The sequence below is a fragment of the Mycobacterium sp. Root265 genome (assembly GCF_001428895.1).
Taxonomy (GTDB): domain Bacteria; phylum Actinomycetota; class Actinomycetes; order Mycobacteriales; family Mycobacteriaceae; genus Mycobacterium.
In genome coordinates this window covers 317,006-342,523 of the sequence record NZ_LMJA01000022.1, presented here as the reverse complement: position 1 = coordinate 342,523, position 25,518 = coordinate 317,006, and the positions used below count along the sequence as shown (strand labels likewise).

Sequence of the window (25,518 nt, the reverse complement as noted above, 5' to 3'; positions counted from 1 at the left end):
AACTGGAAATTCCTCTCGTCAGCGCCCGCGAGGTCAGCTGTCGGGTTCGGGCAGGAGAGGTAGCCCGGCCTTGATCGTCGGAGACGATTTCTGGCTTCACCCCAAGGAACCGGTGGTGGCGTTCCTGGTCTGCTTGTCGGCGGACCGGTTGGGTCCCCCGCCTCCATCCAGTGGTTCGTGGTTGTCCTTGTCCCGATGGATGGAGCTCGGCGCAATCGGGGAAGGCGGGCCGATCAATGTGGGTCGAACGGCTTGGCAAGACGGTAACCGTTCTCCCACCGGGCGTCATCTCGGTCGGGCTCCGGCGTTTCCCGTGCTTAAGAACTATGAGAGGACATTAAAGGCGCAGGCAATCCGGGCGTTTCCGCAGGTGTTTTCACGACTCAAACCGCAGGTGGCCGCATTGTGACCATTTCGTTATGTGACACAAATCACGACTATCCGCCGGCGAACGGGGGTAACACATCGACGGTTTCGCGCGTTTGAAGCACGACGTTTTTATCTCGCACCGCGACGCCGTCGCGCAGGTACGAGCAGCGTGCGAGCACTTTCTTCAGCTCGGGTCCACGACCCGCCAGACCGGTGACCAGCCCGTCGACGGTGGTGCCCGCCGGGACCGACAACGTTTCGGTCTCGATTCCGGCAGCAGCCCGTGCGGCGGCGAAATATCGGACGGTGATCTGTACTTCGGACATGCTCAGCCGCCGATGGCGCTCATCGGCCGGTCCGGCTGGATGAAGCTCGGATCGTTGATGCCGTGCCCGGCCGGTTTGGCCCACATGGCCGTCCGCCAGGCCGCCTCGAGCGCGTCATCGTCGGCACCGTCGCGCAGCAGCGCCCGCAGGTCGGTCTCGGTCGAGGAGAACAGGCAGCTGCGGATCTGACCGTCGGCGGTCAGGCGGGTGCGGTCACACGCCCCGCAGAACGACTCGGAGACCGACGCGATGACGCCGACGGTGCCCTCGCCGCCGTCGACCCGCCACAACTGCGCCGGGGCCGATCCGCGCGGAGCCGAATCGGGACGCAGATCGAAATGCCTGCGCAGCGTGGTCAGCACGATATCGGCGTCGATCGTCTTGTCGCGGGTCCACTCGTGCCCGGCGTCCAGCGGCATCTGCTCGATGATGCGCAGCTGATAGCCGTGCTCCAGGCAGAACCGCAGCAGCGGCACGGCATCGTCGAGCCCGGTGCGCGGGTCCAGCACGGCATTGACCTTGATCGGGCCCAGCCCGGCATCGGCCGCTGCGGCGAGGCCGGCCAGCACGTCGGCCAACCGGTCGCGGCGGGTGATCTGCGCGAAGTGCTCGGCGTTCACGGTGTCCAGGGAGACGTTGACCCGGTTCAGCCCGGCCGCCTTGAGCCTCGCGGCACGCTTGGCCAGGCCCAGCCCGTTGGTGGTCACCGCGATCTCCGGGCGGGGCCGCAGCGCGGCCGCCGCGGCGATGGTCTGCTCCAGGTGCGGGGAGACCAGTGGCTCACCGCCGGTGAACCGCACGCTGGTGATGCCGAGCCGGGTGACCGCGATGCGCAGCAGCCGGGCCAGCTCGTCGGCGCTGAGCAGCTGGCTGTCGGGCAACCAGTCCAGGCCCTCGGCCGGCATGCAATAGGTGCAGCGCAGATTGCACCGGTCGGTCAGCGACACCCGCAGATCGGTGGCGGCACGGCCGTAGGTGTCCAGCAGCGGGCCGCTGGCCGGCATGCCCGCGACCACCGGGCGGGCCGGCATCGGCAACCCGAGATCGGTCAAGGTCACCGCGACACCCCGGCAAACGGCTGGTCCGAGGGGACGATCTCCTTGCCGAGCGGCAGCAACGACACCGGGATGAGCTTGATGTTCGCGATGGCCAGCGGGATACCGATGATGGTGACGGCCATGGCGATGGCCGTCAGCACATGCCCGATGGCCAGCCAGATACCGGCGACGATGAGCCAGATGACGTTGCCGACGGCGGCGCCGGGCCGTGGGCCGGGTTTGTCGACGACGGTGTAGCCGAACGGCCAGAGCGCGTAGACGCCGATCCGGAACGCCGCGAACCCGAACGGGATCGTGATGATGAGGATGAAGCAGATGATTCCGGCCAGGAAATATCCGAGCGCCAGCCACAGGCCACCGAAGATCAACCAGATGATGTTCAGGATCAGGCGCATGGTCTCCTCCGAGGCTGTCGCTCCCAGCCTACCGAGAGGCTAGTAAGATGCCTCCCATTGCGTCCTGCGCAGGCGGGACGCATTACTTATGTGTTCTATCAAAGAGACGAACGGGTGACAGCAGTGCCGACCGGCAAGGTGAAGTGGTACGACTCCGAGAAGGGCTTCGGCTTCCTCTCTCAGGAGGAAGGCGAGGACGTCTACGTGCGTTCGTCGGCGCTGCCCTCGGGTGTTGAAGGACTCAAGGCCGGACAGAAGGTCGAGTTCGGACTGGCTGCCGGGCGGCGCGGTCCGCAGGCGCTGCAGGTCAAGCTGATCGACCCGCCGCCCAGCCTGGCCAAGACGCGCCGCGAAGCGGTGACCGTCGAGCACAAGCACACCCCCGACGAGCTGCACGGCATGGTCGGCGATCTGATCACCCTGCTGGAGAACACCATCCAGCCCGATCTGCGCAAGGGCAAGTACCCCGACCGCAAGGTCGCCCGCCGGGTGTCCGAGGTCGTCAAGGCCGTCGCCGCCGAACTCGACGCCTAGGGCTCTCTTCGCCGAGCGTCGACTTTTCGTCGGCGTCAGGCTGATTTCTCGACGACAAGTCCACGTTGGATGAGTGCTTGTCGTACCCGTCGCAGGATGACGTGCGGCCGTGCGCGCAGCATTTCGGCACTGACCCTGATGACGATCCAGCCCAACCGTTCGAGTTCGGCGATGCGGTCGATATCGCGGCTGCGTTGCCGTGCGTCGGTCCAGTGCTGGGCGCCGTCGAATTCCACCGCCACCTTGTATTCGGGCCAACCCATATCGAGCCGGGCGACGAAGGCGTCGTCGTCGTAGACCTCGATCTGAGTTCGTGGTGTGGGGAGCTTGTCCTTGAGGAGAAGCAGGCGCGTTCGTGTTTCCTGCGGGGACTCGGCGCCGCTGTCGGAGAGGGCGACGGCTTCTCGGAGTACGCGGATCCTTCGCGCACCCGGGTAGCGCGCAACGATGCCGTCGATCTGATCCACGCTGACGCGGGTGGCGTTACGGAGGGCGTCGAGGCGGATGACGGCGGTCTGCACGTCGCGGATGCGGCCGATGTCGAACGCGGTGCGCGCGGCGGTGGTGGTGGGCATGCCGCGCCGCTGACAGATCTCGTCTGCCGCGAGAACATCGCTGTGCAGCACGATGCCGCTGACCTTGTCTCGGGACTGTCGGTTCAGCTCCGCAGGCAGGTTCGCGTCGATCCAGCGCATGTTGTGGAGCGCGCCGGCCGAAAGCCCGGCCAACACCCCGCGACGTCCCGATCGCAACCACGCAGCCACCGCCTTGTCCGTGGCGTCGAGTTCTACTCCGCGCGGCACGTAGACGTTGCGGTGCACCGCAACGTAGGCGGTGCGCAGACGGTGATCGGTGACGAGTCCTTGGGCGCGTGCCTCCGTCCCGAGGAACGGCCACCTGGGATTGCCCATGTGTAGTTGGACTCCGCGCGGCCTCGGGGCGTTCCACGTTTCGCCCAGCGTCGACTTTTCGTCGGCGTCCGGCTGACTTCTCGACGACAACTCGACGTTCGGCGGGAACACTGGTCCCCATGACCTACGTCAACAAGCAGGGCGAGTTCAATCGGGACACCAACTACATCACCACCCGCATCACCGCCGACGGTCGCGACGGCTATCCGGTCGAGTCCGGTCGCTACCGGCTCGTCGTCGCGCGAGCCTGCCCGTGGGCCAACCGGACCATCATCGTCCGGCGTCTGCTCGGCCTGGAAGACGTGCTGTCCATCGGTTTTTGCGGACCCACCCATGACGAGCGCAGCTGGACCTTCGACCTCGACCCCGGTGGCGTCGACCCGGTGCTGAAGATCCCACGCATCCAGGATGCCTACTTCAAGCGTGACCCGGACTACCCGAAGGGCATCACCGTGCCCGCGATCGTGGACGTGCTCACCGGCAAGGTCGTCACCAATGATTTCGCACAGATCACCCTGGACTTCTCCGCCGAGTGGACCCAGTACCACCGCGAGGGCGCACCTCAGCTCTATCCGGAGAATCTGCGCGACGAGATCGACGAGGTCGCCAAGCGCATCTACACCGAGGTGAACAACGGCGTGTACCGGTGCGGGTTCGCCGGCTCGCAGGACGCCTACGACAAGGCCTACGACCGGCTGTTCACCGCGCTGGACTGGCTGACCGAAAGACTGTCCACCCAGCGGTATCTCGTGGGTGACACCATCACCGAGGCCGATGTCCGGTTGTTCACCACGCTGGCCCGGTTCGATCCGGTCTACCACGGGCACTTCAAATGCAACCGGTCCAAGCTTGCCGAGCTACCCGTGCTGTGGGCCTACGCCCGCGACCTGTTCCAGACTCCGGGTTTCGGGGACACCACCGACTTCGTGCAGATCAAGCAGCACTACTACATCGTGCACGCCGACATCAATCCCACCCAGGTCGTACCGAAGGGTCCCGACCTGTCCAACTGGCTGACCCCGCACGGCCGGGAAGCGTTGGGCGGCAGACCATTCGGTGACGGCACCCCGCCCGGTCCGACGAAAGCCGGCGAGGAGGTCCCGGCGGGTCACTCCGCGGGGTAATCCGAAACCGACTCCGAGTACTCCTCGGACGGTTCCCAGACCGTGCGCACCGACCACTCGGCGTGCGGCAGCGGAAACTCGTTGCCGGCCTCATCGCGCACCAGCGTCGGCAGCTGCACCACGATGCCGGTCAGCTTGCCGTACAGCGCGTCGACGCTGGGCACGGTGATGGCCTGCGCGGCGCCGGGCCGGAATTCCTGTGCGACGGGAGCATCGGCGTCCTCATAGGTGCGCAACAGCAGCCAGGGGGCGTCGGCGATCGGCGGATCCACCGCCAGCTGCACCGGGCCCCGCGACGTGATCCTGAGTTCGCCGGTGGTTTCCGGGTTTTCACAGGCGTCGAGGTTCACCACATCGCAGTAGAAGTACGGCCCCACCCGCACCGTCTTGCCGTGCGAGAAGGCGCTGATCTCCGGATAACGCGGGCCGTGGTCCTTGCTCAGCTGCCACACCAGCACGCCGGTTCCCGCAGTGGAGAGCAGGACGACCACCGCGAGCAGTGCCACCGCCCGCTTCATCGTCGGCCCGCCGCGGTGCTTTCGGAGGAGTTCAGGGGTCCGCCTTCGGTTTCGGCCAGGACCGGGCGGTTACCGCCGAATCCCGGGATGAGTGATGCGCCGTTGTAGCTGACCAGTGTCTGCGCCAGCCCCAGGATGAGGATCGCCGTGATGACGGTGAATCCCGACCACAGCTCGGTGTAGATCAGCACTCCGGTCGCCCCGCCGATCACCCAGGCCAGCTGCAACACCGACTCGGAACGGCCGAACGCCGAGGCCCGCGACTCCTCGGGAAGGTCATCCTGCAGTGAGGCATCCAGGGATGCCTTCGCGATGGCACTGGCGCCGGAGGTGATGAGCGTGGCCACCGCGACGACGATCAGGTTGCCGGTGAGCGCGGCGGCCAGCGCCGCCAGCGCCACCGCGATCGCCGCGCGGACCACCAGCAGCGCCGGGCGGCCCAGTTTCAGCCGCGCCGCGGTGAAGTTGCCGGTGAAGTTGCCGATCGCCGCGGCAGCACCGATCAGCCCCAGGATGCGCAGCTGTTCCCAGCCGCCGTCGCCATGGGCCTTCGCGACGAACGCCGGATAGAGGAACAGGAATCCGACCATCACCTTGATGGTGCAGTTACCCCAGAGCGAGGTGATGATGTTGCGGCCCATCGGCTGCCGCGCCGCCGAACGCTCCGGATGACGGCGCAGTTGGTCGGTGCCGCCGTGATAGCTCAGGGTGGTCGGCACCTCGCCGGTGGTCACCTCGACCCACTTCGGGATGCGCATCGCCAGCACGGCGCCACCGACGGTCGCGGCCACCAGCACATAGAGCGCCCCGGGCAGCTCGAACATGTTGAACAGGTACTCCGCGCCCGCCGCGAGGCCGCCGCCGACCACCGTCCCGAACAGCAGGCCGAACGTCGTCAACCGCGAATTCACCCGCACCAGATCGATGGTCGGTGGCAGCACCCGCGGCGTCACCGCACTGCGCAGCACGCTGAATGACTTGGACAGCACCATCATTCCGAGCGCACACGGGTAGAGCACCCAGGACGGGAAGCTACCGTTCGCGCCGTCGTAGTTGGCGATCAGCACCACCGCCAGCACCGTGCGCGCCACGAAGGACATCGCCAGCGCGATGCGCCGACCGTGCTGCAGCCGGTCCAGCGCGGGACCGATCAGCGGCGCGATCACCGCGAACGGGGCGATGGTGATGAGCAGATACAGCGCGACCTTGCTCTTGCTCTCCCCGGAGGCCGCCGCGAAGAACAAGGTGTTGGCCAGTGCGACCGCCATGGCGGCGTCGACCGCGAAGTTCGCGACCACCGGCCACGTCAGCGCGGTGAGCCCGGACTTGTCGGCACCGTCGGCCGTGGCCGCCCGGTGCACCAGCCCGTACATCTTGGAACCCATCTCCCGGCTGCGCTGGGCAGCCGCGCGGGTGACGGTGACACGCTCACCCGCGGCCGCGCCGGCCCGGGGTGGGGGATCGGTGCGGCGCCGGTTCGCGTCGTTGTCGTCCAGGGGCGGCAACCAGCGGTTCGCGCTCGGGGTCTGCTCCCGGTGCGGCCCCCGTCGGGGCATCTCACCGTCGCTCGGATAGTTGGCCATGCCGGGGTGCTCATCGCCGGACGGAGGCCGCGGCGGGTAGTAGCGGGGATCCCGGGAAGACACGTTGTCGATTGTCCCTCAAACCGGCGGCCACGGTGTGCAGGCCTCCGGTGTGGCTCTGGCGCGCATGGTCAGGCAATATGGACACCGATGGACAGCATGACGGAAGTGACCGAGCAGGCCCCGGATATCGAGCTGCCGCAAGAGCGGCCGCCGGCACTGGAGGCCCTGTTGATGGGCGCCGTCGATACCGCCCGCAGCGCTGTCGAGGAACTCAGCGGCCCCGACAGCGTCGGCGAGTACCTCGGTGCGGTGTTCGACGATCAGACCGCGGCCACCCACCGCTTCCTGGCCGTGCTGCCCGGTTATCAAGGCTGGCAGTGGGCGGTCGTGGTGGCCGGCTATCCAGGTACCGACCATGTGACCGTCAGCGAAGCAGTGCTGGTCCCGGGCCCGACGGCGCTGCTGGCGCCGCAGTGGGTGCCCTGGGATGAGCGTGTCCAGCCGGGTGACCTCGGCCCCGGTGACCTGCTGGCCACCCCGCCGGATGACCCGCGCCTGGTGCCGGGTCACATGTCCAGCGGCGATCCCGAACTCGACGAGCTGGCCGGTGAGGTCGGGCTGGGCCGCCGCCGGGTGCTCAGTCTGGAAGGCCGCCTCGACGCCGCCGAACGCTGGCACGAGAGTGAGTTCGGTCCGGCCTCGGCCATGGCCCGTGCCACCCGCCGGACGTGCCGCGATTGCGGTTTCTACGTTCCGCTGTCCGGATCGCTGGGCACCCTGTTCGGGGTCTGCTGCAACGAATTGTCCGCCGACGGGCACGTCGTGGAATGCGATTACGGTTGTGGCGCCCATTCGGACACCCCGGTGCCCGCGGGCACCGGTTCGCCGCTCTACGTGCCGTATGACGACGGCGTGCTCGACCTGAACACCTAGCCGCGCTCAGCGGCGGCCTTGATACGGCTGAGCGTCTCGTTCATGCCGTCGACGAGTTCGTCCTCGAAGCTGGGCACCCCGCCGAACGCCACGTTCACCACCGCGCTGGACATCTTCTTGACCCCGTTGGGGGCGCGGCGGCTCTCCACCACCCGGGTGCCACCCTCGATCGGCTCCAGTTCGAAGCTCCATTCGGTGCCGTTGGCCGCCACCCGGAAGGTGAGCGCGCGCTCCGGATCGATCTCGGTGACGGTGGACGTCGTCGGCCAGAACATCCGGCCGCGCCGGTTGAAGTTCAGTGTCTTGGCGCCCACCCGCATCGGGCCGAGCACCTTCATGGACCGGCACTGCGGGCTCCACTGCGGCATCTTCGTCAGATCCGAGATCAGCGCCCAGACTTCGGCGGGCGGGGCGGCGATATCGATCTTCGCCTGCAGTAGCGGGGCTCCCATGGTTCTCCTCAGGTCTTCAGGTCAGACCCTGCTGGGCACCGCGATCACCGCGACGGGCGGAGCGGCGCTGCAGCAGGAAAATGGAGGTGCCGAGCAGCCCGACGCCCAGTCCGGCCAGCGTGATCGGCCGCCAGTCGTGCAGGCCGGGAACGGTGAACGCCAGCACCACGGCGATCAGCCAGCCGATGGCGATCACGACGATCACCGGTGCCGGTTCGAGCAGCCGCGCGGGCAGCGCAGGCGGCTCGGGCGACGGGTTCGCGGTCATCGCATGTCAACCTAGCCGATGGCCGCTGGGTATTGTTCGGACCTGTGACTGACGACGTGGATGCCCGGTTACCGAGCGATCTGTCGTTGGCCGTGGTGCGGCTGGCCCGTCAGCTGCGGTTCCGTCGCCCCGATTCGCCCGTCTCGCTGACCCAGCTGTCGGCGCTGGCCACGGTGTTCAAGGAGGGTCCGATGACCCCCGGCGCGCTGGCCGCGCGCGAGCGGGTGCGTCCGCCGTCGATGACCAGGGTGATCGCCTCGCTGGTGGATCTCGGGTTCGTCGACCGCACCGCGCATCCCGATGACGGCCGGCAGGTGCTGGTGTCGGTGTCTGCTGCCGGCGTCGATCTGATCGAGGCCGAGCGCCGGGCCAGCCGGGAGTGGCTGTCCCAGCGGCTGGCCCAGCTGACCGCCGAGGAGCGAGCCACCCTGGTTGCCGCCGCGGACCTGATGCTGGCCATCGTGGACGAAGGCGCCTGAACTGGCCCACATAGTCGATATCGAGGATCCCGCCGACCCGCGCCTCGACGATTTCCGCGATCTCAACAGCGTCGACCGACGTCCCGATCTGCCGAGCGGCAAGGGCCTGGTGATCGCCGAGGGGGTGCTGGTGGTGCAGCGCATGCTGGCCTCCCGGTTCCGTCCGCGCGCACTGCTGGGCACCGACCGCAGGCTGGCGGAGCTGACCGAGGACCTGGCCGGCGTCGACGTCTCGTTCTACCGGGCCACTGCGGAGGTGATGGCCGCCGCGGTGGGATTTCACCTCAACCGCGGCGTGCTGGCGGCCGCGCCGCGACCGGGCGAGTTGACCGTCGACGAGGTGATTGCGGATGCGCGCACCGTCGCGGTGCTCGAGGGCGTCAACGACCACGAGAACCTCGGGTCGATCTTCCGCAATGCCGCCGGGCTGGGCGTGGACGGCGTGCTGTTCGGTGTCGGTTGCGCGGACCCGCTGTACCGGCGCGCGGTGCGGGTCTCGATGGGGCACGCCCTGCTGGTGCCCTACGCGTGGGCGACATCCTGGCCCGAGGATCTTGTGGTGTTGCGCGGCAAGGGCTTCCGGGTGTTGGCGATGACGCCCAATCCGGAGGCGCCGACGCTGGCGTCGGCGATGGCCGACCTGGCGGGGGACAAGGTGGCGATGATGGTCGGTGCCGAGGGGCCGGGCCTGAAGGAGCACACCATGCGGTCCGCCGATGTGCGGGTGCGCATCCCGATGTCGCGGGGCACCGATTCGCTGAACGTCGCGACCGCCGCCGCACTCGCGTTCTATGAGCGCGCTAGGTTGGACCCGTGACCGAAGCCGACACACCCTGGGGCACCGGCCTGACGGTCGCGGCCTTCGTGGCCGCGGTGGTGGGCGTGGCGATCGTGGTGCTCAGCCGCGGGTTGATCAGTATCCACCCGCTGCTGGCGGTGGGCCTGAACCTGGTCGCCGTCGGAGGGCTGGCGCCCACAGTGTGGGGCTGGCGCAAGTTACCGGTCTGGCGGTGGTTCGTGTGGGGATCCGGGGTCGGTGTGGCGGTCGGCTGGGTGGTCGCGCTGGCCCTCGCTTTTTCTTAATTCAGCAGCATCGCAGCGATTTTCGTCCGCCACAAGGCGATATCGTCCGCACCGACGATGCGCAGCACGACCTGATCGGCACCGGCCGCGTGGTATTCGGCGACACGTTCGGCGATGCGCTGCGGTTCACCCCAGGCGGTGATGCCGTCGAGCAGCCGGTCACTCACCTGATCGATATCGGCCTCGGTGAAGCCCTGGCGCAACAGGTTTCGGCGGTACCCGCCCGGTTTCCAGGCCAGGAACTCCAGTGGCCCGGATGCCGCCCGGCGCACATCGTCGCGATCGGTCAGCGGGATCACCATCTGCAGCACCGCCAGGGTGCGGTCTGCCCCGAGTTGTTCTCGGGCCTGCGCCACATACTCGGGCGTCACCAAGTAGGGGTACGCGCCGCCGGCACGCTCACGTGCCAGCGCCAGCATGTTCGGCCCGAGCGCGGCCAGTACTCCGGCGCGGATGCCGGCCGCATCCAGTTCGTCCAGATAACCGCCGATGGTCTCCAGTGGCCGCGGACCGTGCGCACCACCGATTCCCACCACGAACCGGCCCGGTTCCAGGTCGCCGTGCAGGGCGATGACGTCGGCGGCCGGCACCCGCGATACCGAGATGATCCCGGTGGCAACCGGAATGGTGCTGGTGGCGCGCACCGCCGCCGCGATCATCGGCAGGTCGCCGGACCGCCACAAGGTGGCGTACCCGAGGTCCTGCGCCTGCCGCGCCTCCTCGGCGACGACGGCCGCGTCATCGGTGTACGGATTGCTGCTGGCCAGCCCGATCGCACTCATGGGTCGGACGGTAGAACCTCAACCTTCATTCAGGTCAAGCCCTTTCAGTGACGGCGGCAGATCACCGTGGTGCAACACGCCCAGACGCTGGGTGGCGCGGGTCAGGGCGACATAGAGTTCGGCCGCCCCGCGTGGGCCGTCGGCGATGATCCGCTCCGGGGCAACCACCAGCACGGCGTCGAACTCCAGTCCCTTGGTCAGTGCGGCCGGCACCGTGCCGGGCACCCCGGGCGGGCCGATCACCACGCTGGTGCCCTCGCGGGTCGCCTCGTCCTCGACGAATTCCTTGATCGCCGTGTCGAGTTCGTCTTCGCTCACCTTCCTCGACCACGGCTGCACGCCGCACGAGCGTACCGATTCCGGTGGCTGGATACCTGGCGCGAACTCGGCGAGCACCGCGGCGGCGACGGCCATGATCTCCGCCGGGGTGCGGTAGTTCACCGTCAGCGGCCGATACACCCAGCGCTTCTTCACATACGGCGCCAGCATGGTGTCCCAGGACCGTGCACCCGCTTCGGAACGACGTTGCGCCAGGTCGCCGACGATGGTGAAGGATCGCGCAGGGCAGCGCCGCATCAACACCCGCCAATCCATCTCCGAGAGTTCCTGGGCCTCGTCGACCACCACGTGGCGGTAGGTCCAATCCCGGTCCGCGGCTGCGCGTTCGGCCAGTTCGCGGTTGTCCTGCTCGATGAACCTGTCGGCCAGCTCCTCGGCGTCGATGAGATCCGCGGCGATCAGATGGTCCTCATCGTCCATCAGGTCCTCGCGGGCCACCATCAGATCCAGCACGCCCGCGGCGTACGCGGCTTCCTCCTGGCGTTCCTTCTCGGCGTTCGCATCGGGTTTGATCCCGCCGAGCAGATCCACCAGCTCGTCGAGCAGCGGGACGTCCGACACCGTCCAGGCCCGCCCGTCCTGTCGCCACAACGACTCGTCGGCACCGGCGGCCTTGAGTCGTTCGGGGGATTCGTAGAGGGCACCCAGCAGCGATTCCGGTGTCAGTTCCGGCCACAGTTCGTCCAGCGCAGCCTTGAAGGCATCGTGATCTTCGAGCTCATCGAGCAGTTCGGCGCGCAGATGCTCCCAGGCCTGCTTGTCGTCACGGGTCAACCAGCCCTTGCCGATTCGCGCGATCGCGCGTTCGGTGAGCACCCAGGTGATGACATCGGTGAACACCGCCCGGGCGTCGTTGTGCGGCAGCCCCGCCTCGCGTGCCTCCTGGATCGCCCAGGCGGCGGCCTCGGCGTTGATCTCCACGGTGACGTCGGCCAGCTTGATCGGCAGCGGATCCTCCGGGGTGCGCTGACGGTCGGCGACGGCGGCCTTGAGGACGTCGAGCATCTTCAGGGAACCCTTGGCCCGCGCGGCATCCGGGGCATCCTCGGCGGTGGTGTGCAGCCCCGGCACGAGGTCGCCGGTGGTCATGAACACGACATTGGTCTCACCGAGTGAGGGCAGCACCCGGCCGACGTGGTTGAGAAACGCCGGGCTGGGGCCGATGACCAGCACGCCGTGCCGCTCCATCCGCTCGCGCTGGGTGTACAGCAGGTAGGCCACCCGGTGCAGCGCCACCACTGTCTTGCCGGTGCCCGGGCCGCCCTCGATGACGAGCACCCCGGATTGATCGAGCCGGATGATCTCGTCCTGCTCGGCCTGGATCGTCGCGACGATATCGCTCATGCCCTCGGTGCGCGGTGCGTTGACGGCCGCCAGCAGGGCGGCGTCGCCGCGCTCACCGGCGTCGGGACGGCCCAGCACCTCATCAGTGAAGTCGAGGACCTTGCGCCCGCGGGTGTGGAACTGGCGCCTGCGCCGCATGTTCTCCGGGCTGGCGGCGGTGGCCACATAGAACGCCCGGGCCGCCGGTGCCCGCCAGTCCAGTAGCAGCGGCTCGTAGTCGTTCTCGTTGTCGAACAACCCGAGCCGCCCGATGTAGGACCGCTCACCTTCGATGCTCTCGAGTTGGCCGAAGCACAGTCCACTGTCGGCCACGTCGAGCCTGCTGACCTCTTTGCCCAGCGCACGCACGTCGGCGTCGCGGTTGACCAGGGTGGACCCGTCCTGTTTGTCGATATCGCCCTTGAGCGCCGCGGAATAGCGGTCCTTGGCGCGCGCCCGTTCGCCATCCAGCCGGTCATACAGCGCGGCCACGTACCCGCGCTCGGCCTCTAGTTCTGCCTGGTAGTCCTGGGTTGTCATGTGCCCCTTGTTGTTTCGTAAGTTCTGGTTCACGCGTTCAGCAGCATCTTTGCGGCCCTTGCCGCCCCGTCGGTGCGAATGGTGCCGGCCACGGCGATCGCTCTGGTGTGGGTCTCGGGGGTCAGTACCAGCCTAAGCGCCTCCGCGAGTGAATGGACGGTCGGCGTCGGGTCGTAGTGCGCCACCCCGATGCCCAGGTCGGCGACCCGGCCCGCCCAGTAGGGCTGATCGACGATCTGCGGAACCACCACCTGCGGTGCTCCGGCCCGCGCCGCGGTTGTCGTGGTGCCCGCGCCGCCGTGGTGTATCACCGCCGCCACCCGCGGGAAAAGTGCCTGCTGGTTGACCTCGCCAATGACGAAACTGTCGGGATCGGCCGTGCTCAGGCCCGCCCATCCGCTGCCGATCAGCACCCGGTGGCCATGGGCCCGGATCGCCTCGATGGCCACCTGGGCGGCCTCCTCGGGTGCGGTCACGCTGCCGAAGCCGACGAACACCGGCGGCGGGCCGGCGTCGAGGAACGCCTGCAGATCGGGTGGTAGCGGGCGCTCATCGGGCACGATCCAGGCGCCGGTCTGCACGACGTCGAAGCCGGGGTGGGCGTGTAGCGGGCTCAGCACCGGGTCGGACGCGAGCCAGGGGGATTCGGTGAACGTGTGGTCTCGGACGTTGTCCACCGGTTCCAGGCCTCTCGCTGTCCGATTGTCGTTCAGCGCGGGGCCGTAGAGCACCTGGATCTTCTCGGCGTCCAGATCCCACAGCACCCGGTTGTCGGTCTCACCATCGGGAAACGGTTTCCCCGGCCGCGGCAGCGGGCGGTAGTCCGGAGACGGCAGCACCTGCGGGGTGAACATGACGCATCGGTAGGGCACGTGGAGCAGTTCGGCGATGGAGCGCATCCCGGCAGGCATCAAACCGGTCGCGACGATGGCGTCGCATTCCGTGGCGGTATCGAGCAACTCGAACTGGCCGGCCACCAATGCTGCGGCGAGTGCAGGCGCGTCCTTATGGGTGGCCTTCTGGACGTGCACCAGCTCGCGCACCGAGGGTCCGGTCGGCACCATCGGCACCCCCGCCGCCTCGAGCAGATCGGTGAAGTCCGGCGGCGCGCAGATAAGGGCGTCGGCGCCGTGCTTGTGCAGTTCGAGCGCCAGCGCCAGCAGTGGCTCGACGTCCCCGCGCGACCCGAACGTGTACAGCAGAACTCGCATTGTGTGGCCCCCTGGTGTGGTGAATTTTCTTTCAGGCGAGCGATTTTGCGGCATGACCCGGGTCTTGCCGCAAGCCCCGGGGTGCGCTATAAATTGAGAGTGGGAAGGCGAAGGCCTTCCCTTTTTCGTGCCCGGATGTCGGTTCGGGGGACTTGTCGTACCCCTTCATTACACTCGCACGTATGTTCGAAGTCTTGGATCGGGCCGCACTCGCCGGGTTGAGCGATGAGGCGCTCATCTCGGCGGTGACTGCTGGAGGCGATGGCTGCCGCGGCGCGGTTGGCGTTCATCGGTGAGGTGGTGGCCCGCCAGTGCGATGACGAGGACGACGTGATCGCCCATCAGGTCATCGATGGTTGGGCGTGGGCTCAGGCCGCGGTGGCGGCGGCTTGCAATCTGAACACCCACGCGGCGTCCAAGCAGATGCGCATCGCCCAGGCCCTACGCGACCGGCTGCCCCGCACCGCCGCACTATTTGGGAAGGGTGCGATCTCGATGGCGGTGATCGATGCGATCACCTGGCGCACCCACCAGGTCGTCGACGACGACGCGCTCGTGCTGATCGATACCGCCATCGCCGGCGAAGCGGGCGAGTACGGGGCGCATTCGGAGAAACAGTTGATCGGCGCGATCGATCTGTGGGTGGAGAAATTCGACCCCGAAGCCGTCGTGCGCTCCAAGCGCAACGCGAAAGATCTTCACGTGGAGTTCGACGACAAGGACGACCCCAATGGGGTGTCCTCGTTCTGGGGTCGGCTGCGTGTCACCGACAAGAAGATCCTCGAACAGCGCCTCAACGACCTGGCCGACACCGTCTGCCCGAATGATCCCCGTGCGCGGGGCGAGCTGCGTGCTGCGGCGTTGGCCGCGTTGGGTGCGGTGGGTCCGCAACTGGAGCGGCTGGCGTGCGCGTGTGGGGGTGCTGGTTGTGAGGGCGGCGGGAAAGATCCGCGCTCGGGCGCAGTGACCATCTATGTGCTGACCGACCAGGTGCCCTCCGCCGGTCAAGAGTCTCCGCGGCACACCAGCCCGGGCACCGCGGCCACCCCGGAAACGGCGCCCGCCGAGACCGAGACTGCGCCGGAGAAAGAGCAGCAGACTCCGGCAGCCGAATCCGAACCCGACGAGCCCGCCGAACCTGCGGCCCGCGCCGAACCCGCGGCCAACACCCCACCCGCGGCCTGCAATCCCAGCCCCGGGGTGATGCTCGACGGCGCCATCATCCCCGCCGCCATGCTGGCCGAACTCGTCGCGACCGGCGCCAAAGTGAAGCCGCTCTCCGAGTGCGCGGATCTGCCGGCCGAACGCCAATACCGGCCCTCGACCGCACTGACCGCGTTCGTCCGGATGCGCGCCATGACGTGCAGCTTCCCGGGCTGCAACCGGGCCGCGCACCGCTGTGACCTCGACCATCTGACTCCGTGGCCCGCCGGGGCCACCCACCCGGGCAACCTGGCACCACTGTGCCGTCTGCACCATCTGATCAAGACGTTCTGTGGTTGGGAACCGGCAGCGAAACCCGATGGCCGCATCCAATGGTCAGCACCCACCGGGCACACCTACACCAAGGCCCCCGGCGCAGCAATCATGTTCCCGCACTGGAACATCGAGACCCCCATCCCACGAAAACGCGCCATCACCCTCATCAACGACACCAACCGCGATAGCAGGATGCCGGTCAGAAAACGCACCCGCGCGCAGGATCGTGCACAAAGGATCAAAGCCGAGCGGCAGCGCAACGCAGCAGAACTCATTGAGAACAACAGCGACCCGCCCTTTTGAAGGGCGGCGCTAAGAGCGGCTCAGCGCTGGGTGCCGGAACGCACGCCCAGCAGGACGTCTTCCCACGCGGGGACAGACGGCTTGGCCTTACGGGCGCGGCGCGGCTTCGGTGCCGGCTCCTCGTCCGCCTCGGCTTCGGCGCCGGCGGTAGCCGGAGCGGGAGTGGCCTGAGGTGCGGGCGCGGGAGATGGCGGGGCCGGGGGAGCGACCGGGGCGGTTACCGGTGCGGCGGCCACCGGCGCAGGGGCCTGCGGCGGCAGCACCACCTGGGACGGGTGGACCGGGACCTGGGACGGGTAAACGGGGGCATGAACGGCGACCGGCGCCACTTCGAAGTCGAGTTGAGCGACCGCGGCCACCGGGCGCAGCGGCCGGGCGAAGCTCGGGTCGATCAGCTCGGACGCACTGTCATCGAACGCGACGACCGTGCCGCCATGCGAGCCGGGCGTGAACCGGAAGTGGGCCTGCAGATCGGACTTGCCGGCCTTCCAGGCCAGCTGGACCGTCCAGCGGCCATCCTCATTGCGCCAGGCATCCCAGTTGGTCGCGCTCGGGTCCAGGCCGCGGGAGATCAGGGCGGTGGTGATCGTCTCCAGCAGCGTCAGTACCGACGGGCCGTCGGCAAGCACCGGATGCGCCGCGGTGGCCAGCTCGGCCGCGCGGGAACGCTCCAGCAGCACCGGGCTGGCGAACCGCCGGATCCGGTCGATGTCCTCACCGGCCAGTGCGGCGACCTGCTCCACCGAAGCGCCCGCACGAATGCGGGACTGGATCTCCTTGGGACGCAAGCCTGAGCTCACCTCGACCTCGATCTCGGTTTGATTGGAGGTGGCCTTGTCGCCGCGCACGGCGGCCCGCAGACGGTTGTCGACACGAATGGCGAAATTGTCACCGGAGTCGGGGGCCTCGCAGATGAGCCGCTTGCCGTCCACGTCGAGCCCGACGACCTTGAGTTCCCGCATAGTGCACCTCCACCGCGCACCCTACTTTGTTATCCGCCCGTTACCGTGCAGACACGCAGGACTCAGAGGCGTTCGACAACCCAATCCACGCACGCCGTCAACGCGCTGACATCCTCGGGATCGACCGCCGGGAACATTGCGACCCGAAGCTGGTTGCGGCCCAGCTTCCGGTACGGCTCGGTGTCGACGATGCCGTTGGCCCGCAGCGCCTTGGCGACCGCCGCGGCGTCCACCGATTCGGCGAAATCGATGGTGCCGACCACCTGGGACCGCAGCTTCGGGTCGGTCACGAACGGCGTTGCGAAAGAAGAGGTTTCGGCCCACGAGTACAGCCGCGCCGAGGAATCGGCAGTGCGCTTCACGGCCCAGTCCAGCCCGCCGTTGGCCAGCAGCCAGTCGATCTGCTCGGCCATCAGGATGAGCGTGCCGATCGCCGGGGTGTTGTAGGTCTGGTTCTTCAGGCTGTTCTCCACCGCGATGGGCAGCGACAGGAAGTCGGGCACCCAGCGATCGGTGGCCGCGATGGCCTCGATCCGGGCCAGCGCAGCCGGGGACACCGCGGCGAACCACAGGCCGCCGTCGCTGGCGAAGTTCTTCTGCGGCGCGAAGTAGTAGGCATCGGTGTCGCGGATGTCGACCGGCAGGCCGCCGGCCGCCGAGGTGGCATCGATGAGCACGAGGGCGTCGCCCTCGGGGCGCTGCACCGGCACGGCCACACCGGTGGACGTCTCGTTGTGGGCCCACGCGACCACGTCGACCGACGGATCCGACACCGGTTCGGGGGCACTGCCGGCGTCGGCCTTCACGATGATCGGATCGCCGACGAACGGGTTCTTCGCCACGCAGGACGCGAACTTGGAGCTGAACTCGCCGTAGGTCAGGTGCAGCGACTTCTTGTCCACCAGCCCGAACGCCGCGGCATCCCAGAACGCGGTCGATCCACCGTTGCCCAGGATCACCTCGTAGCCATCGGGCAGTGCGAACAGCTGGCGCAGCCCGTCGCGCACCCGGCCGACCAGGTTCTTCACCGGCGCCTGCCGGTGCGAGGTGCCGAACAGGTCACCCGCGGCGGCCAGGGCGGCAAGCTGCTCGGGACGCACCTTGGACGGCCCGCAGCCGAAACGTCCGTCTTTGGGCTTGATATCGGCGGGGATCGTCAGTTCGGCCATGGCGTTCAGATTATCGGCCGAGCTGATGTCATCCGGCCTGGGGCACCACGTAGGTCGGCTGGTACGGGTTCTGCCCGCTCTCGATCGCCAGCGCCCGCAGATACGCCTCCACATTGGGATAGCCCGCGATCTCGGCCTGTTTCTGCAGCGCGACCTGGCGGGCCAGTTCGGTCTGGGCCTGCGCGGTGACCTTGTCGGCCTCGGCCTTGGCGCGCGCCGCGTTCGCATCGGCCACGCCCTTGGCCTCGGCTGCGCGTGCATCGGCGATGGCCTTCTGCTCGGCGATGATGGCGTCCTTGAGGCCCTCGTCCACCGGATCCGGCTTCATGACCGTCACCTGGAAATTGGTGAAGAACTCCCGGCCGTCGGTGCGGGCCCGCGACGCACCGGGCAGCGCATCGCGCAGGGCGTTCTGGAATTCGATGCGGACCTTCTCGTCATTCCAGATCTCGCGCCAGGTGTACTTCTGCGCCACGCTGATCAGCACCTGCTCGGCGGGCTGGCCGATCACGTAGCGCAGCAGGTTCACCCAGCCGGTGGTGACCAGGCCGTCGTTGTCCAGCCAGCCCTGGTACTTGGTGCCGAAGTCGCGATGGAAGTCCATCAGCATGTCGCAGTCACTGGTCAGGTCGAAGGTGATGACGAGGGGCACCCGTAGCTCGGCGGGTGCCGAGGCGTTGGAGACCACGATGGTGGGTTCTGCTTCGGAATCGGGGCTGCCGGTCGCGTCCCAGCTGATCTGGCGTGACGGGTAGCGGTAGGCCTTGAAGCCGCCCGGCGGATTGAAGGCCGACGTCTCCGGCTCGATGCAGCCGTCGACCTTGGGATCGGCGGGGATCAGGAAGTAGTCGTCGACCTTGATCGCTGTCTGACCCGGGCCTATCTGAGTGGCACAGCTGGAGAGGATCACGCCACCGACCACGGCGGCGATGATCCCGAGTCCGATCACCACGAACTTCCGCTTGCCGCCGCCGGTCTTGTTGACGGTGGCGCCTGCGTCGAACCGCTTCTTTATGTTCATGGCTCCCCGCCTCCGAGCTGTCAGCGATGACGTCGCTGACAGTGACGGCCAGATTTTAGCCAGATAGATGTCACTTTTGCCGACTGAGCCACATTCTTGCGTGACCTGAGTCACATGTGACCTGGATAACGCCGCTGGGCCACACCTCGGAAAAGGCCCTGGTTAGAATCTGGTACCGCGGGTACTGTCCTTAGACATCGAGCAACCGAATGTAAATCTCACGGTAGGCATGGAGGCCCCCCGAATGGCTGTCAAAGAAGCCAAGACACGTGTGATCCGACGTTGGCGTCGCAATATGGAAGTTCGCGACGACGCTCAGTACACAGACATGCTGACAACGCTGTCGGAGGGGTCCGTGCGGCGCAGTTTCAACCCGTACCAGGACATCGAGTGGGATTCCCCGGAGTTCGCCGTGACCCCCAACGATGAGCGCTGGATCCTTCCGGACACCGACCCGATCGGTGGCCACGCCTGGTACCAGGCGCAGCCGGTCGAGCGTCAGATCGAAATCGGCATGTGGCGCCAGGCCAACGTCGCCAAGGTGGGCCTGCACTTCGAGAACATCCTGATCCGCGGCCTCATGGAGTACTCGTTCTGGGTACCGAACGGCTCACCGGAATACCGGTACTGCCTGCACGAGTCGGTCGAAGAGTGCAACCACACCCTGATGTTCCAGGAGATGGTCAACCGGATGGGCGTGGACGTCCCCGGCATGCCCAAGATGCTCAAGTGGGTGCAGCCGATCATCCCGCTGGCCGCCGGACCGTTCCCGATCCCGTTCTTCTTCGGCGTACTCGCCGGCGAGGAGCCCATCGACCACACCCAGAAGAACGTGCTCCGCGAGGGCAAGGCCCTGCACCCGATCATGGAGCGGGTCATGGCGATTCACGTCGCCGAGGAAGCGCGGCACATCTCGTTCGCGCACCAGTACCTGCACAAGCGGGTGCCGACCCTGCGCCGTCGCCAGCGCTGGATGCTCTCGATCTTCGTGCCGTTGACCATGCGCATCCTGTGTTCGGCGATCGTGGTGCCCCCGCGCGAGTTCTGGAAGGAATTCGACATCCCGCGTTCGGTGCGCAAGGAGATCTTCTTCAAGGCTCCCGAGTCACAGATGTTCCTGCGCAACATGTTCTCCGATGTGCGCATGCTGAGCTACGACACCGGCCTGATGAACCCGATCGCCAAGCTGGTGTGGAAGATCTGCAAGATCGACGGCCCGCCGGCCCGCTACCGCAGCGAGCCGCAGCGCGAGCACCTGGTGTCGGTCGCGTCGTAAGGCCATGCCACACGTCATCACCCAGTCGTGTTGCAGCGACGGGTCCTGTGTCTATGCGTGTCCGGTCAACTGCATTCATCCCTCACCGGATGAGCCGGGCTTCGCCACCGCCGAGATGCTGTTCATCGATCCCGATGCCTGCGTCGACTGCGGTGCCTGCGTCAGCGCCTGTCCGGTGGGCGCGATCTCCGCGGATACCAAGCTGACCGAAAAACAGCTGCCGTTCGTCGAACTCAATGCGGCGTTCTATCCGAAGCGGGAAGGCAAGCTGCCGCCGACCTCCAAACTGGCCCCCGTGCTGCCCGCCCCGATGGTGTCACCGCGCCCCGGTGGACCGTTGCGGGTCGCGATCGTCGGCTCGGGGCCCGCGGCGATGTACGCCGCCGACGAACTGCTCACCCAGCGAGGGGTCCGGGTGAGCGTCTTCGAGAAGCTGCCCACGCCTTACGGTTTGGTCCGTGCCGGGGTGGCGCCCGATCATCAGAGCACCAAGCGGGTCACGCGTCTCTTCGACCGGGTGTCCGAGCATGACGGGTTCACGGCCTTCCTCAACGTCGAAGTGGGCAAGCACCTGAGCCATGCCGATCTGCTGGAACATCACCACGCGGTGCTCTACGCAGTCGGCGCGCCCAATGACCGTCGACTCGACATCGCGGGCATGGGTCTGCCGGGCAGCGCCACTGCGACCGAGGTGGTGGCCTGGTTCAACGGGCACCCCGATTTCGTGGATCTGCCGGTGGACCTCGGCCACGAGCGGGTCGTCATCATCGGCAACGGCAACGTCGCTTTCGACGTGGCGCGCATCCTCACCTCGGATCCGGATACCTTGGCGCGCACGGATATCGCCGATCACGCGCTTGCCGCGCTGAGGGACTCGAAGGTGCAGGAAGTGGTGATCGCGGCGCGGCGCGGCCCAGAGTTCTCGGCGTTCACGCTGCCCGAGCTGATCGGACTGACCTCCACCTGCGATGTGGTGCTCGACGCCGCGGATCATCAGCGGGTCGTCGCCGATCTCGCCACCGTCGAGGATCGGCTCACCCGCAACAAGCTGGAGATCCTGACCAAGCTGGGCGACGCCTCCGCGCCGATCACCCGGCCGCGCATCCGGTTGGCCTACCAGCTCACCCCACAGCGTCTGCTCGGCGACGAGCGGATCACCGGTATCGAGTTCGCGGACGCCGGGACGCTGGACGCCGGCATGGTGCTCACTTCGATCGGCTACCGCGGCAAGGCAATTGCCGATCTGCCGTTCGACGAGGTGGCGGCGGTGGTGCCCAATGACGGTGGCCGGGTGCTCGACGCCGCCGGTGCGTATGTGGCGGGCTGGATCAAACGCGGCCCGACCGGTTTCATCGGCACCAACAAGTCGTGCGCGGCCGAGACGGTGCGCAATCTGGTGGAGGACTACAACCGAGGACAGCTCGGCGACCCGGCCCACAAGCCGGCGGCGCTGGACAAGCTGGTCCGAAGCCGCCAGCCCGCGGTCGTTGACGCCGCGGGCTGGCGCGCTATCGACGCCGCCGAGATCGCGCGCGGTGGCGGACAGCGTCCGCGGGACAAGTTCGTCGATATCGCGGACATGCTCGCGGCTGCCGCGACGGCGCCGCGACCGCCCGCGCACAAACGGCTGCTGGCGGGCCTGCGCCGCTAATCCAGGACGGCGACGATCGCCGCGGTGTCCCAGTAGAACGGGCGCACCTCGGCGATGCGTCCGTCAACCATCCGCAGGGTCTGCAGGATCGGGAAGCTCACGTTCCGTCCGGTCGATCGGGCGCGGGCCTCGACCCGGGTGAGGACCACGGCGGTGTCGGTCGTCGCGAGAAACTTCTGCTCGACCATCTCGAAATCGGACCAGGTGCGGCTCATCGCCATGAAGAACCGTTCCATACCGCGGTGTCCGCGCCACACCCCGCCGTAGGGGAGCGCCCGCGCCTGATGAAGGACGACGTCCGGGGAGAAGAACGGCGCCAGGATGCCGAAGTTGCCCGTTCCGGGTCCGCCCGCGGCCAGATAGTCGCGCTCGGCGGCGTACATCCCGCGCAACAGATTCCCGGTCTCGATGGTTGCAGTCATACCCGGTAGACGACGATCGGGTGCGGAACGTGAGATGTGAATTCCGGGATATCGCCGCAGCGCAGCGTGTATACGAAATGAATGCGTAGTGGTCGGGTCGCGGGCGTGGCAGTGGTGGTCGGCATCTGGTCGGCGACCGGGTTGGGATATCCGGGTCTGGCGTTGGCCGAGACGCCGGGCGCCGAACAGGGCACTGAACAAGGCGCGGGGCAGGCCTCCGCACCCGAGGCGGAGACCGAGCCGAAGCCCGAGGTCACGAAACCCGAACGCCGCGTCGCGCCCCGCACCGTCCGGCAGGCGCAGACCACCGCGCGCGGCGGACTGACCTCGCCGCGCCTGACCGGCGTCACACCGGACGTACCGGAGAACGAAGAGGCCGACGTCGCCGACGACACCGGACCCGAGGACAACGGCACGTCCGACATCCCGAGCGCCCCGGCCCGGGCTCAGGTGCAGACCGCGGCGCCGGTGGCCGCGGCCGTCGCCCCGGTGGCGGCCACGGCGGCCGCTCCGGTGAAATGGACATCGACCCTGCCCAACCCGGTCACCGCGGTCCGGTACGTGGCCAATGTGGTCAAGAGTCTGGTCGGCGCGGTGCTGAGCCCGTTCGCCGCGGGCCTGCCCGCCGGGCCCGTCGGCCCGCCCTCGGTGTGGGCGGTGCTGGCCTGGGTGCGCCGCGAATTGTTCAACGGCTCACCGAAGATCGAGTACTCCGGTGAGACGACGCAGACCACCACCGGTCAGGCGCTCGGCAATGTCGGCGCCTTCGATCCCGACGGCGACCCGCTGAAGTACACCGTGATCGGCCGCCCACTCAACGGCGGCGTGGTTCAGATCGACCAGAGCACAGGCGATTTCATCTACCGGCCGACGAACGCCATGGCCGCGACGGGCGGCACCGACAGCTTCACCGTGGTGGTCGACGACCAACGGGCCGGCGTGCACTGGCACGGCCCGCTCGGTTTCCTGCAGCACGTTCCCATCCTGGGCGACCTGATCCGCCCCGGCGGCGGGCACGGGGTGGCCCGCACCATCACCGTGAACGTCGACCCGGTGGAAGGTGTGGACCTGTCCTTCCCCGACGATTTCCATTGGGGTGTCGCGCATGCCGGATTCCAGGCCGAAGGCGGTCCCGGATCGCCGATCGACCCGAACTCCGATTGGTACAAGTGGGTGCACCACCCGCTCAACCAGCTGCTCGGCTTGACCAACGGCGTCCCGGAGAACGGACCCGGCACCTACGTGTCCTACGACTCCGACGCCGCGCTGGCCAAGGAAGAACTCGGCATGAACACCTTCCGGATGTCCATCGAGTGGAGCCGGATCTTCCCGAATTCGACTGCGGGCATCGACATCACGGACGAGGGTGGCGGGGTGAGCCTGGCCGATCTGCAGGCCCTGCAGGCATTGGCGAACCCGGTCGAGGTGGCGCACTACCGTGCCGTCTTCGACGCGCTGCGCGCCCACGGGCTGGAGCCGTTGGTCACCGTCAACCACTTCACCCTGCCGCTGTGGGTGCACGATCCGATCACCGCACGCCCGCTCATCCAGCTGGGGCTGCCCGCTCCCGCCGCGGGCTGGCTGTCGGAGCAGACCCCCGTCGAGTTCGAGAAGTACGCCGCGTTCCTGGCCTGGACCTACGGCGACCAGGTGGACAACTGGGTGACGCTCAACGAGCCCTTCCCGCCGGTGATGACGGAGTTCCTGGCGATTCCCGGGCTGGTGCCGAGCTGGCCGCCGGGCGTGCTGCGCCCCGATCTGGCCGCCCGCTTCGTCACCAACGAGGCCAAGGGGCACGTCGCTGCCTACGACGCGATCCACACATGGGACGACGACGCCTTTGTCGGGTTCGCCAACAACATGGTTCCCGCGCGGCCGGCCAATCCGCTGAACCCGCAGGACGTGGCTGCCGCGGACGCCTGGAACAAGGTGTTCAACCAGTGGTTCCCCAACGCGGTCATCGACGGCTGGATCGACGCGAACTTCGACGGCAAGAAGACCGCCGACGAGATCCGTCCCGGCTTCGCCGACAAGGTCGACTTCCTGGGCGTGCAGTACTACGGCACGCAGCCCATGGGCGGCTTCGGTTTCGCGCCGCTGCCGGGCTTCAATTTCCTGCAGGGGATCCCGTTCCGGTGCGAGCCGTCCTCGCAGACGTGCAGCGATTTCAACCAGCCCATCGACCCGGGCGGCTTCCGCGAGGTGCTGGAAGTCGCTGCGTCCTACGGCAAACCGCTGTGGATCACCGAGAACGGCGTCGCCGACGACGACGACACCAAGCGGCCGTCCTACATCGTCAACCACGTCGCGGTCGTCCAGGACCTGCTGGCGCACGGCACCGACATCCGCGGCTACACCTACTGGTCCTTCGTCGACAACCTGGAATGGTCGGAGGGATACCACCTGCAGTTCGGCCTGTACGGCTCCGACCCCAGCACCCCCGAGCTGGAGCGCACCCCCAAGCCCGCCAGCATCTCGGCGATCAGCCAGATCACCGGCGCGAACGCGCTGCCGACGGACTTGTTGGAGCTCTATGTGCCGGGGGCCGTCACGGGAATTCCTGCATAGCCTTCTGCAGATCCTCGTCGCTGACCTCACGAACCGGCTGCCCCAGTGACCACTTGTGGCCGAACGGGTCACGCACGACGCCGTAGCGGTCACCCCAGAACATGTCCCCGACCTCCATCACCACCTCGGCGCCGGCCTCGACGGCTCGGGCGAACGATGCGTCGACGTCGGTGACGACGAGGTGAATGGTGACCGGCGTCCCGCCGAGCGACTTCGGGCTCTCCGACTGCCCGTCGCAGTACTCCGGGAAGTCGTCGGCCAGCATCACGGTGGATCCGTTGATCTGCACGGCGCCGTGCACCAGGCGGCCGTCCGGCCCGGGCATCCGGCCCAGTTCGGTGGCGCCGAAAGCCTTGACGTAGAAATCGATGGCTCCGGCGCCGTCGTCGACGACGAGGTGCGGGATGACGGCGGGGGTGACTTCGATGGCCATGAT

26 protein-coding genes and 1 riboswitch are annotated in these 25,518 nt (G+C 67.7%); of the genes, 10 read left to right on the top strand and 16 right to left on the bottom strand.

What is annotated here, in order from left to right; all coding sequences use genetic code 11:
* Positions 1–7 precede the first annotated feature (7 nt).
* Positions 8–190, bottom strand: a riboswitch (cyclic di-AMP (ydaO/yuaA leader).
* 247 nt (positions 191–437) lie between these two features.
* Genes ASE48_RS18190 through ASE48_RS18180 form a run of 3 tightly spaced genes read right to left on the bottom strand, consistent with a single transcriptional unit; the run spans position 438 to position 2,148 of the window.
* Positions 438–695: a MoaD/ThiS family protein gene (locus ASE48_RS18190; protein ID WP_057168484.1), complete on the bottom strand. Its 258-nt coding sequence runs from the start codon at positions 693–695 to the stop codon at positions 438–440.
* Positions 696–697: 2 nt separating this feature from the next.
* Positions 698–1,753: a GTP 3',8-cyclase MoaA gene (moaA, locus tag ASE48_RS18185; RefSeq protein ID WP_057168483.1), complete on the bottom strand. Its 1,056-nt coding sequence runs from the start codon at positions 1,751–1,753 to the stop codon at positions 698–700.
* Positions 1,750–2,148: a YccF domain-containing protein gene (locus tag ASE48_RS18180; RefSeq protein ID WP_057168482.1), complete on the bottom strand. Its 399-nt coding sequence runs from the start codon at positions 2,146–2,148 to the stop codon at positions 1,750–1,752. Before ASE48_RS18180 ends, moaA begins: the two co-directional genes overlap by 4 nt.
* A gap of 123 nt (positions 2,149–2,271) precedes the next feature.
* Here ASE48_RS18180 and ASE48_RS18175 point away from each other — a divergent pair, with 123 nt between their 5' ends.
* On the top strand, positions 2,272–2,682 hold the full coding sequence (locus ASE48_RS18175) for a cold-shock protein (protein ID WP_057168481.1): 411 nt from the start codon (positions 2,272–2,274) through the stop codon (positions 2,680–2,682).
* A gap of 35 nt (positions 2,683–2,717) precedes the next feature.
* Here ASE48_RS18175 and ASE48_RS18170 read toward each other — a convergent pair whose 3' ends face one another.
* Positions 2,718–3,593, bottom strand: a complete 876-nt coding sequence (locus tag ASE48_RS18170; protein WP_057168480.1) for an endonuclease domain-containing protein — start codon at positions 3,591–3,593, stop codon at positions 2,718–2,720.
* 119 nt (positions 3,594–3,712) lie between these two features.
* On the opposite strand from ASE48_RS18170, the gene ASE48_RS18165 reads away from it, so the two are divergent.
* Positions 3,713–4,717, top strand: a complete 1,005-nt coding sequence (locus ASE48_RS18165) for a glutathione S-transferase family protein (protein ID WP_057168479.1) — start codon at positions 3,713–3,715, stop codon at positions 4,715–4,717.
* Here the strand turns inward: ASE48_RS18165 and ASE48_RS18160 are convergent.
* Positions 4,702–5,235, bottom strand: coding sequence for a DUF2771 domain-containing protein (locus ASE48_RS18160; RefSeq protein ID WP_057168478.1), 534 nt, complete (start codon positions 5,233–5,235; stop codon positions 4,702–4,704). The two genes, ASE48_RS18165 and ASE48_RS18160, sit on opposite strands and share 16 nt — an antisense overlap.
* A complete protein-coding gene (locus tag ASE48_RS18155) occupies positions 5,232–6,818 on the bottom strand; it encodes an MFS transporter (protein ID WP_057168477.1) in 1,587 nt (528 codons plus the stop codon). Before ASE48_RS18155 ends, ASE48_RS18160 begins: the two co-directional genes overlap by 4 nt.
* 150 nt (positions 6,819–6,968) lie before the next feature.
* On the opposite strand from ASE48_RS18155, the gene ASE48_RS18150 reads away from it, so the two are divergent.
* Positions 6,969–7,754, top strand: a complete 786-nt coding sequence (locus ASE48_RS18150; RefSeq protein ID WP_442928732.1) for a DUF3027 domain-containing protein — start codon at positions 6,969–6,971, stop codon at positions 7,752–7,754.
* Here ASE48_RS18150 and ASE48_RS18145 read toward each other — a convergent pair.
* Positions 7,751–8,206 carry an SRPBCC family protein gene (locus ASE48_RS18145; RefSeq protein ID WP_057168475.1) on the bottom strand — a complete coding sequence of 152 codons (456 nt, stop codon included), beginning with the start codon at positions 8,204–8,206 and terminating at the stop codon, positions 7,751–7,753. The genes ASE48_RS18150 and ASE48_RS18145 overlap by 4 nt on opposite strands.
* A gap of 16 nt (positions 8,207–8,222) precedes the next feature.
* A complete protein-coding gene (locus ASE48_RS18140; RefSeq protein WP_057168474.1) occupies positions 8,223–8,474 on the bottom strand; it encodes a DUF2530 domain-containing protein in 252 nt (83 codons plus the stop codon).
* Between the two features lie 44 nt (positions 8,475–8,518).
* On the opposite strand from ASE48_RS18140, the gene ASE48_RS18135 reads away from it, so the two are divergent.
* The 3 genes from ASE48_RS18135 (at position 8,519) to ASE48_RS18125 (ending at position 10,036) form a co-directional block, all read left to right on the top strand.
* On the top strand, positions 8,519–8,953 hold the full coding sequence (locus ASE48_RS18135; RefSeq protein ID WP_057168473.1) for a MarR family winged helix-turn-helix transcriptional regulator: 435 nt from the start codon (positions 8,519–8,521) through the stop codon (positions 8,951–8,953).
* 109 nt (positions 8,954–9,062) lie between these two features.
* Positions 9,063–9,770 carry a TrmH family RNA methyltransferase gene (locus tag ASE48_RS18130; protein ID WP_327049653.1) on the top strand — a complete coding sequence of 236 codons (708 nt, stop codon included), beginning with the start codon at positions 9,063–9,065 and terminating at the stop codon, positions 9,768–9,770.
* Entirely contained in the window at positions 9,767–10,036 is a 270-nt protein-coding gene (locus ASE48_RS18125) for a DUF2537 domain-containing protein (protein WP_057168471.1), read from the top strand. The genes ASE48_RS18130 and ASE48_RS18125 overlap by 4 nt, the downstream gene beginning before the upstream one ends.
* Here the strand turns inward: ASE48_RS18125 and ASE48_RS18120 are convergent.
* Genes ASE48_RS18120 through ASE48_RS18110 form a run of 3 tightly spaced genes read right to left on the bottom strand, consistent with a single transcriptional unit; the run spans position 10,033 to position 14,231 of the window.
* Positions 10,033–10,818 carry a TIGR03620 family F420-dependent LLM class oxidoreductase gene (locus ASE48_RS18120; RefSeq protein ID WP_057168470.1) on the bottom strand — a complete coding sequence of 262 codons (786 nt, stop codon included), beginning with the start codon at positions 10,816–10,818 and terminating at the stop codon, positions 10,033–10,035. The genes ASE48_RS18125 and ASE48_RS18120 overlap by 4 nt on opposite strands.
* A gap of 18 nt (positions 10,819–10,836) precedes the next feature.
* Positions 10,837–13,020: an RNA polymerase recycling motor ATPase HelR gene (helR, locus tag ASE48_RS18115; RefSeq protein WP_057168469.1), complete on the bottom strand. Its 2,184-nt coding sequence runs from the start codon at positions 13,018–13,020 to the stop codon at positions 10,837–10,839.
* Between the two features lie 29 nt (positions 13,021–13,049).
* The gene (locus ASE48_RS18110) at positions 13,050–14,231 is read right to left on the bottom strand and encodes a glycosyltransferase (protein ID WP_057168468.1); all 1,182 of its coding nucleotides are present in this window, start codon (positions 14,229–14,231) and stop codon (positions 13,050–13,052) included.
* Between the two features lie 261 nt (positions 14,232–14,492).
* On the opposite strand from ASE48_RS18110, the gene ASE48_RS18105 reads away from it, so the two are divergent.
* Entirely contained in the window at positions 14,493–16,013 is a 1,521-nt protein-coding gene (locus ASE48_RS18105; RefSeq protein ID WP_057168467.1) for an HNH endonuclease signature motif containing protein, read from the top strand.
* Between the two features lie 20 nt (positions 16,014–16,033).
* Here ASE48_RS18105 and sepH read toward each other — a convergent pair whose 3' ends face one another.
* The 3 genes from sepH to ASE48_RS18090 all read right to left on the bottom strand — a co-directional run bounded on the left by sepH (position 16,034) and on the right by ASE48_RS18090 (position 19,165).
* Complete coding sequence (gene sepH / locus ASE48_RS18100) at positions 16,034–16,975, bottom strand: septation protein SepH (protein ID WP_057168466.1); 942 nt, start codon at positions 16,973–16,975, stop codon at positions 16,034–16,036.
* 62 nt (positions 16,976–17,037) lie between these two features.
* Positions 17,038–18,144: a phosphoserine transaminase gene (serC, locus tag ASE48_RS18095; RefSeq protein ID WP_057168465.1), complete on the bottom strand. Its 1,107-nt coding sequence runs from the start codon at positions 18,142–18,144 to the stop codon at positions 17,038–17,040.
* Between the two features lie 28 nt (positions 18,145–18,172).
* Positions 18,173–19,165, bottom strand: a complete 993-nt coding sequence (locus ASE48_RS18090; protein ID WP_082614264.1) for an SPFH domain-containing protein — start codon at positions 19,163–19,165, stop codon at positions 18,173–18,175.
* Between the two features lie 244 nt (positions 19,166–19,409).
* Here ASE48_RS18090 and ASE48_RS18085 point away from each other — a divergent pair, with 244 nt between their 5' ends.
* Positions 19,410–20,441 carry an AurF N-oxygenase family protein gene (locus ASE48_RS18085; protein ID WP_057168464.1) on the top strand — a complete coding sequence of 344 codons (1,032 nt, stop codon included), beginning with the start codon at positions 19,410–19,412 and terminating at the stop codon, positions 20,439–20,441.
* 4 nt (positions 20,442–20,445) lie between these two features.
* Positions 20,446–22,092, top strand: a complete 1,647-nt coding sequence (locus ASE48_RS18080) for a 4Fe-4S binding protein (RefSeq protein WP_057168463.1) — start codon at positions 20,446–20,448, stop codon at positions 22,090–22,092.
* Here the strand turns inward: ASE48_RS18080 and ASE48_RS18075 are convergent.
* Positions 22,089–22,514, bottom strand: a complete 426-nt coding sequence (locus tag ASE48_RS18075) for a nuclear transport factor 2 family protein (protein WP_057168462.1) — start codon at positions 22,512–22,514, stop codon at positions 22,089–22,091. The genes ASE48_RS18080 and ASE48_RS18075 overlap by 4 nt on opposite strands.
* Before the next feature lie 81 nt (positions 22,515–22,595).
* Here ASE48_RS18075 and ASE48_RS18070 point away from each other — a divergent pair, with 81 nt between their 5' ends.
* A complete protein-coding gene (locus ASE48_RS18070) occupies positions 22,596–25,082 on the top strand; it encodes a family 1 glycosylhydrolase (RefSeq protein WP_057168461.1) in 2,487 nt (828 codons plus the stop codon).
* Here ASE48_RS18070 and ASE48_RS18065 read toward each other — a convergent pair.
* Positions 25,063–25,515, bottom strand: a complete 453-nt coding sequence (locus tag ASE48_RS18065) for a VOC family protein (protein ID WP_057168460.1) — start codon at positions 25,513–25,515, stop codon at positions 25,063–25,065. The genes ASE48_RS18070 and ASE48_RS18065 overlap by 20 nt on opposite strands.
* Positions 25,516–25,518: the final 3 nt, after the last annotated feature.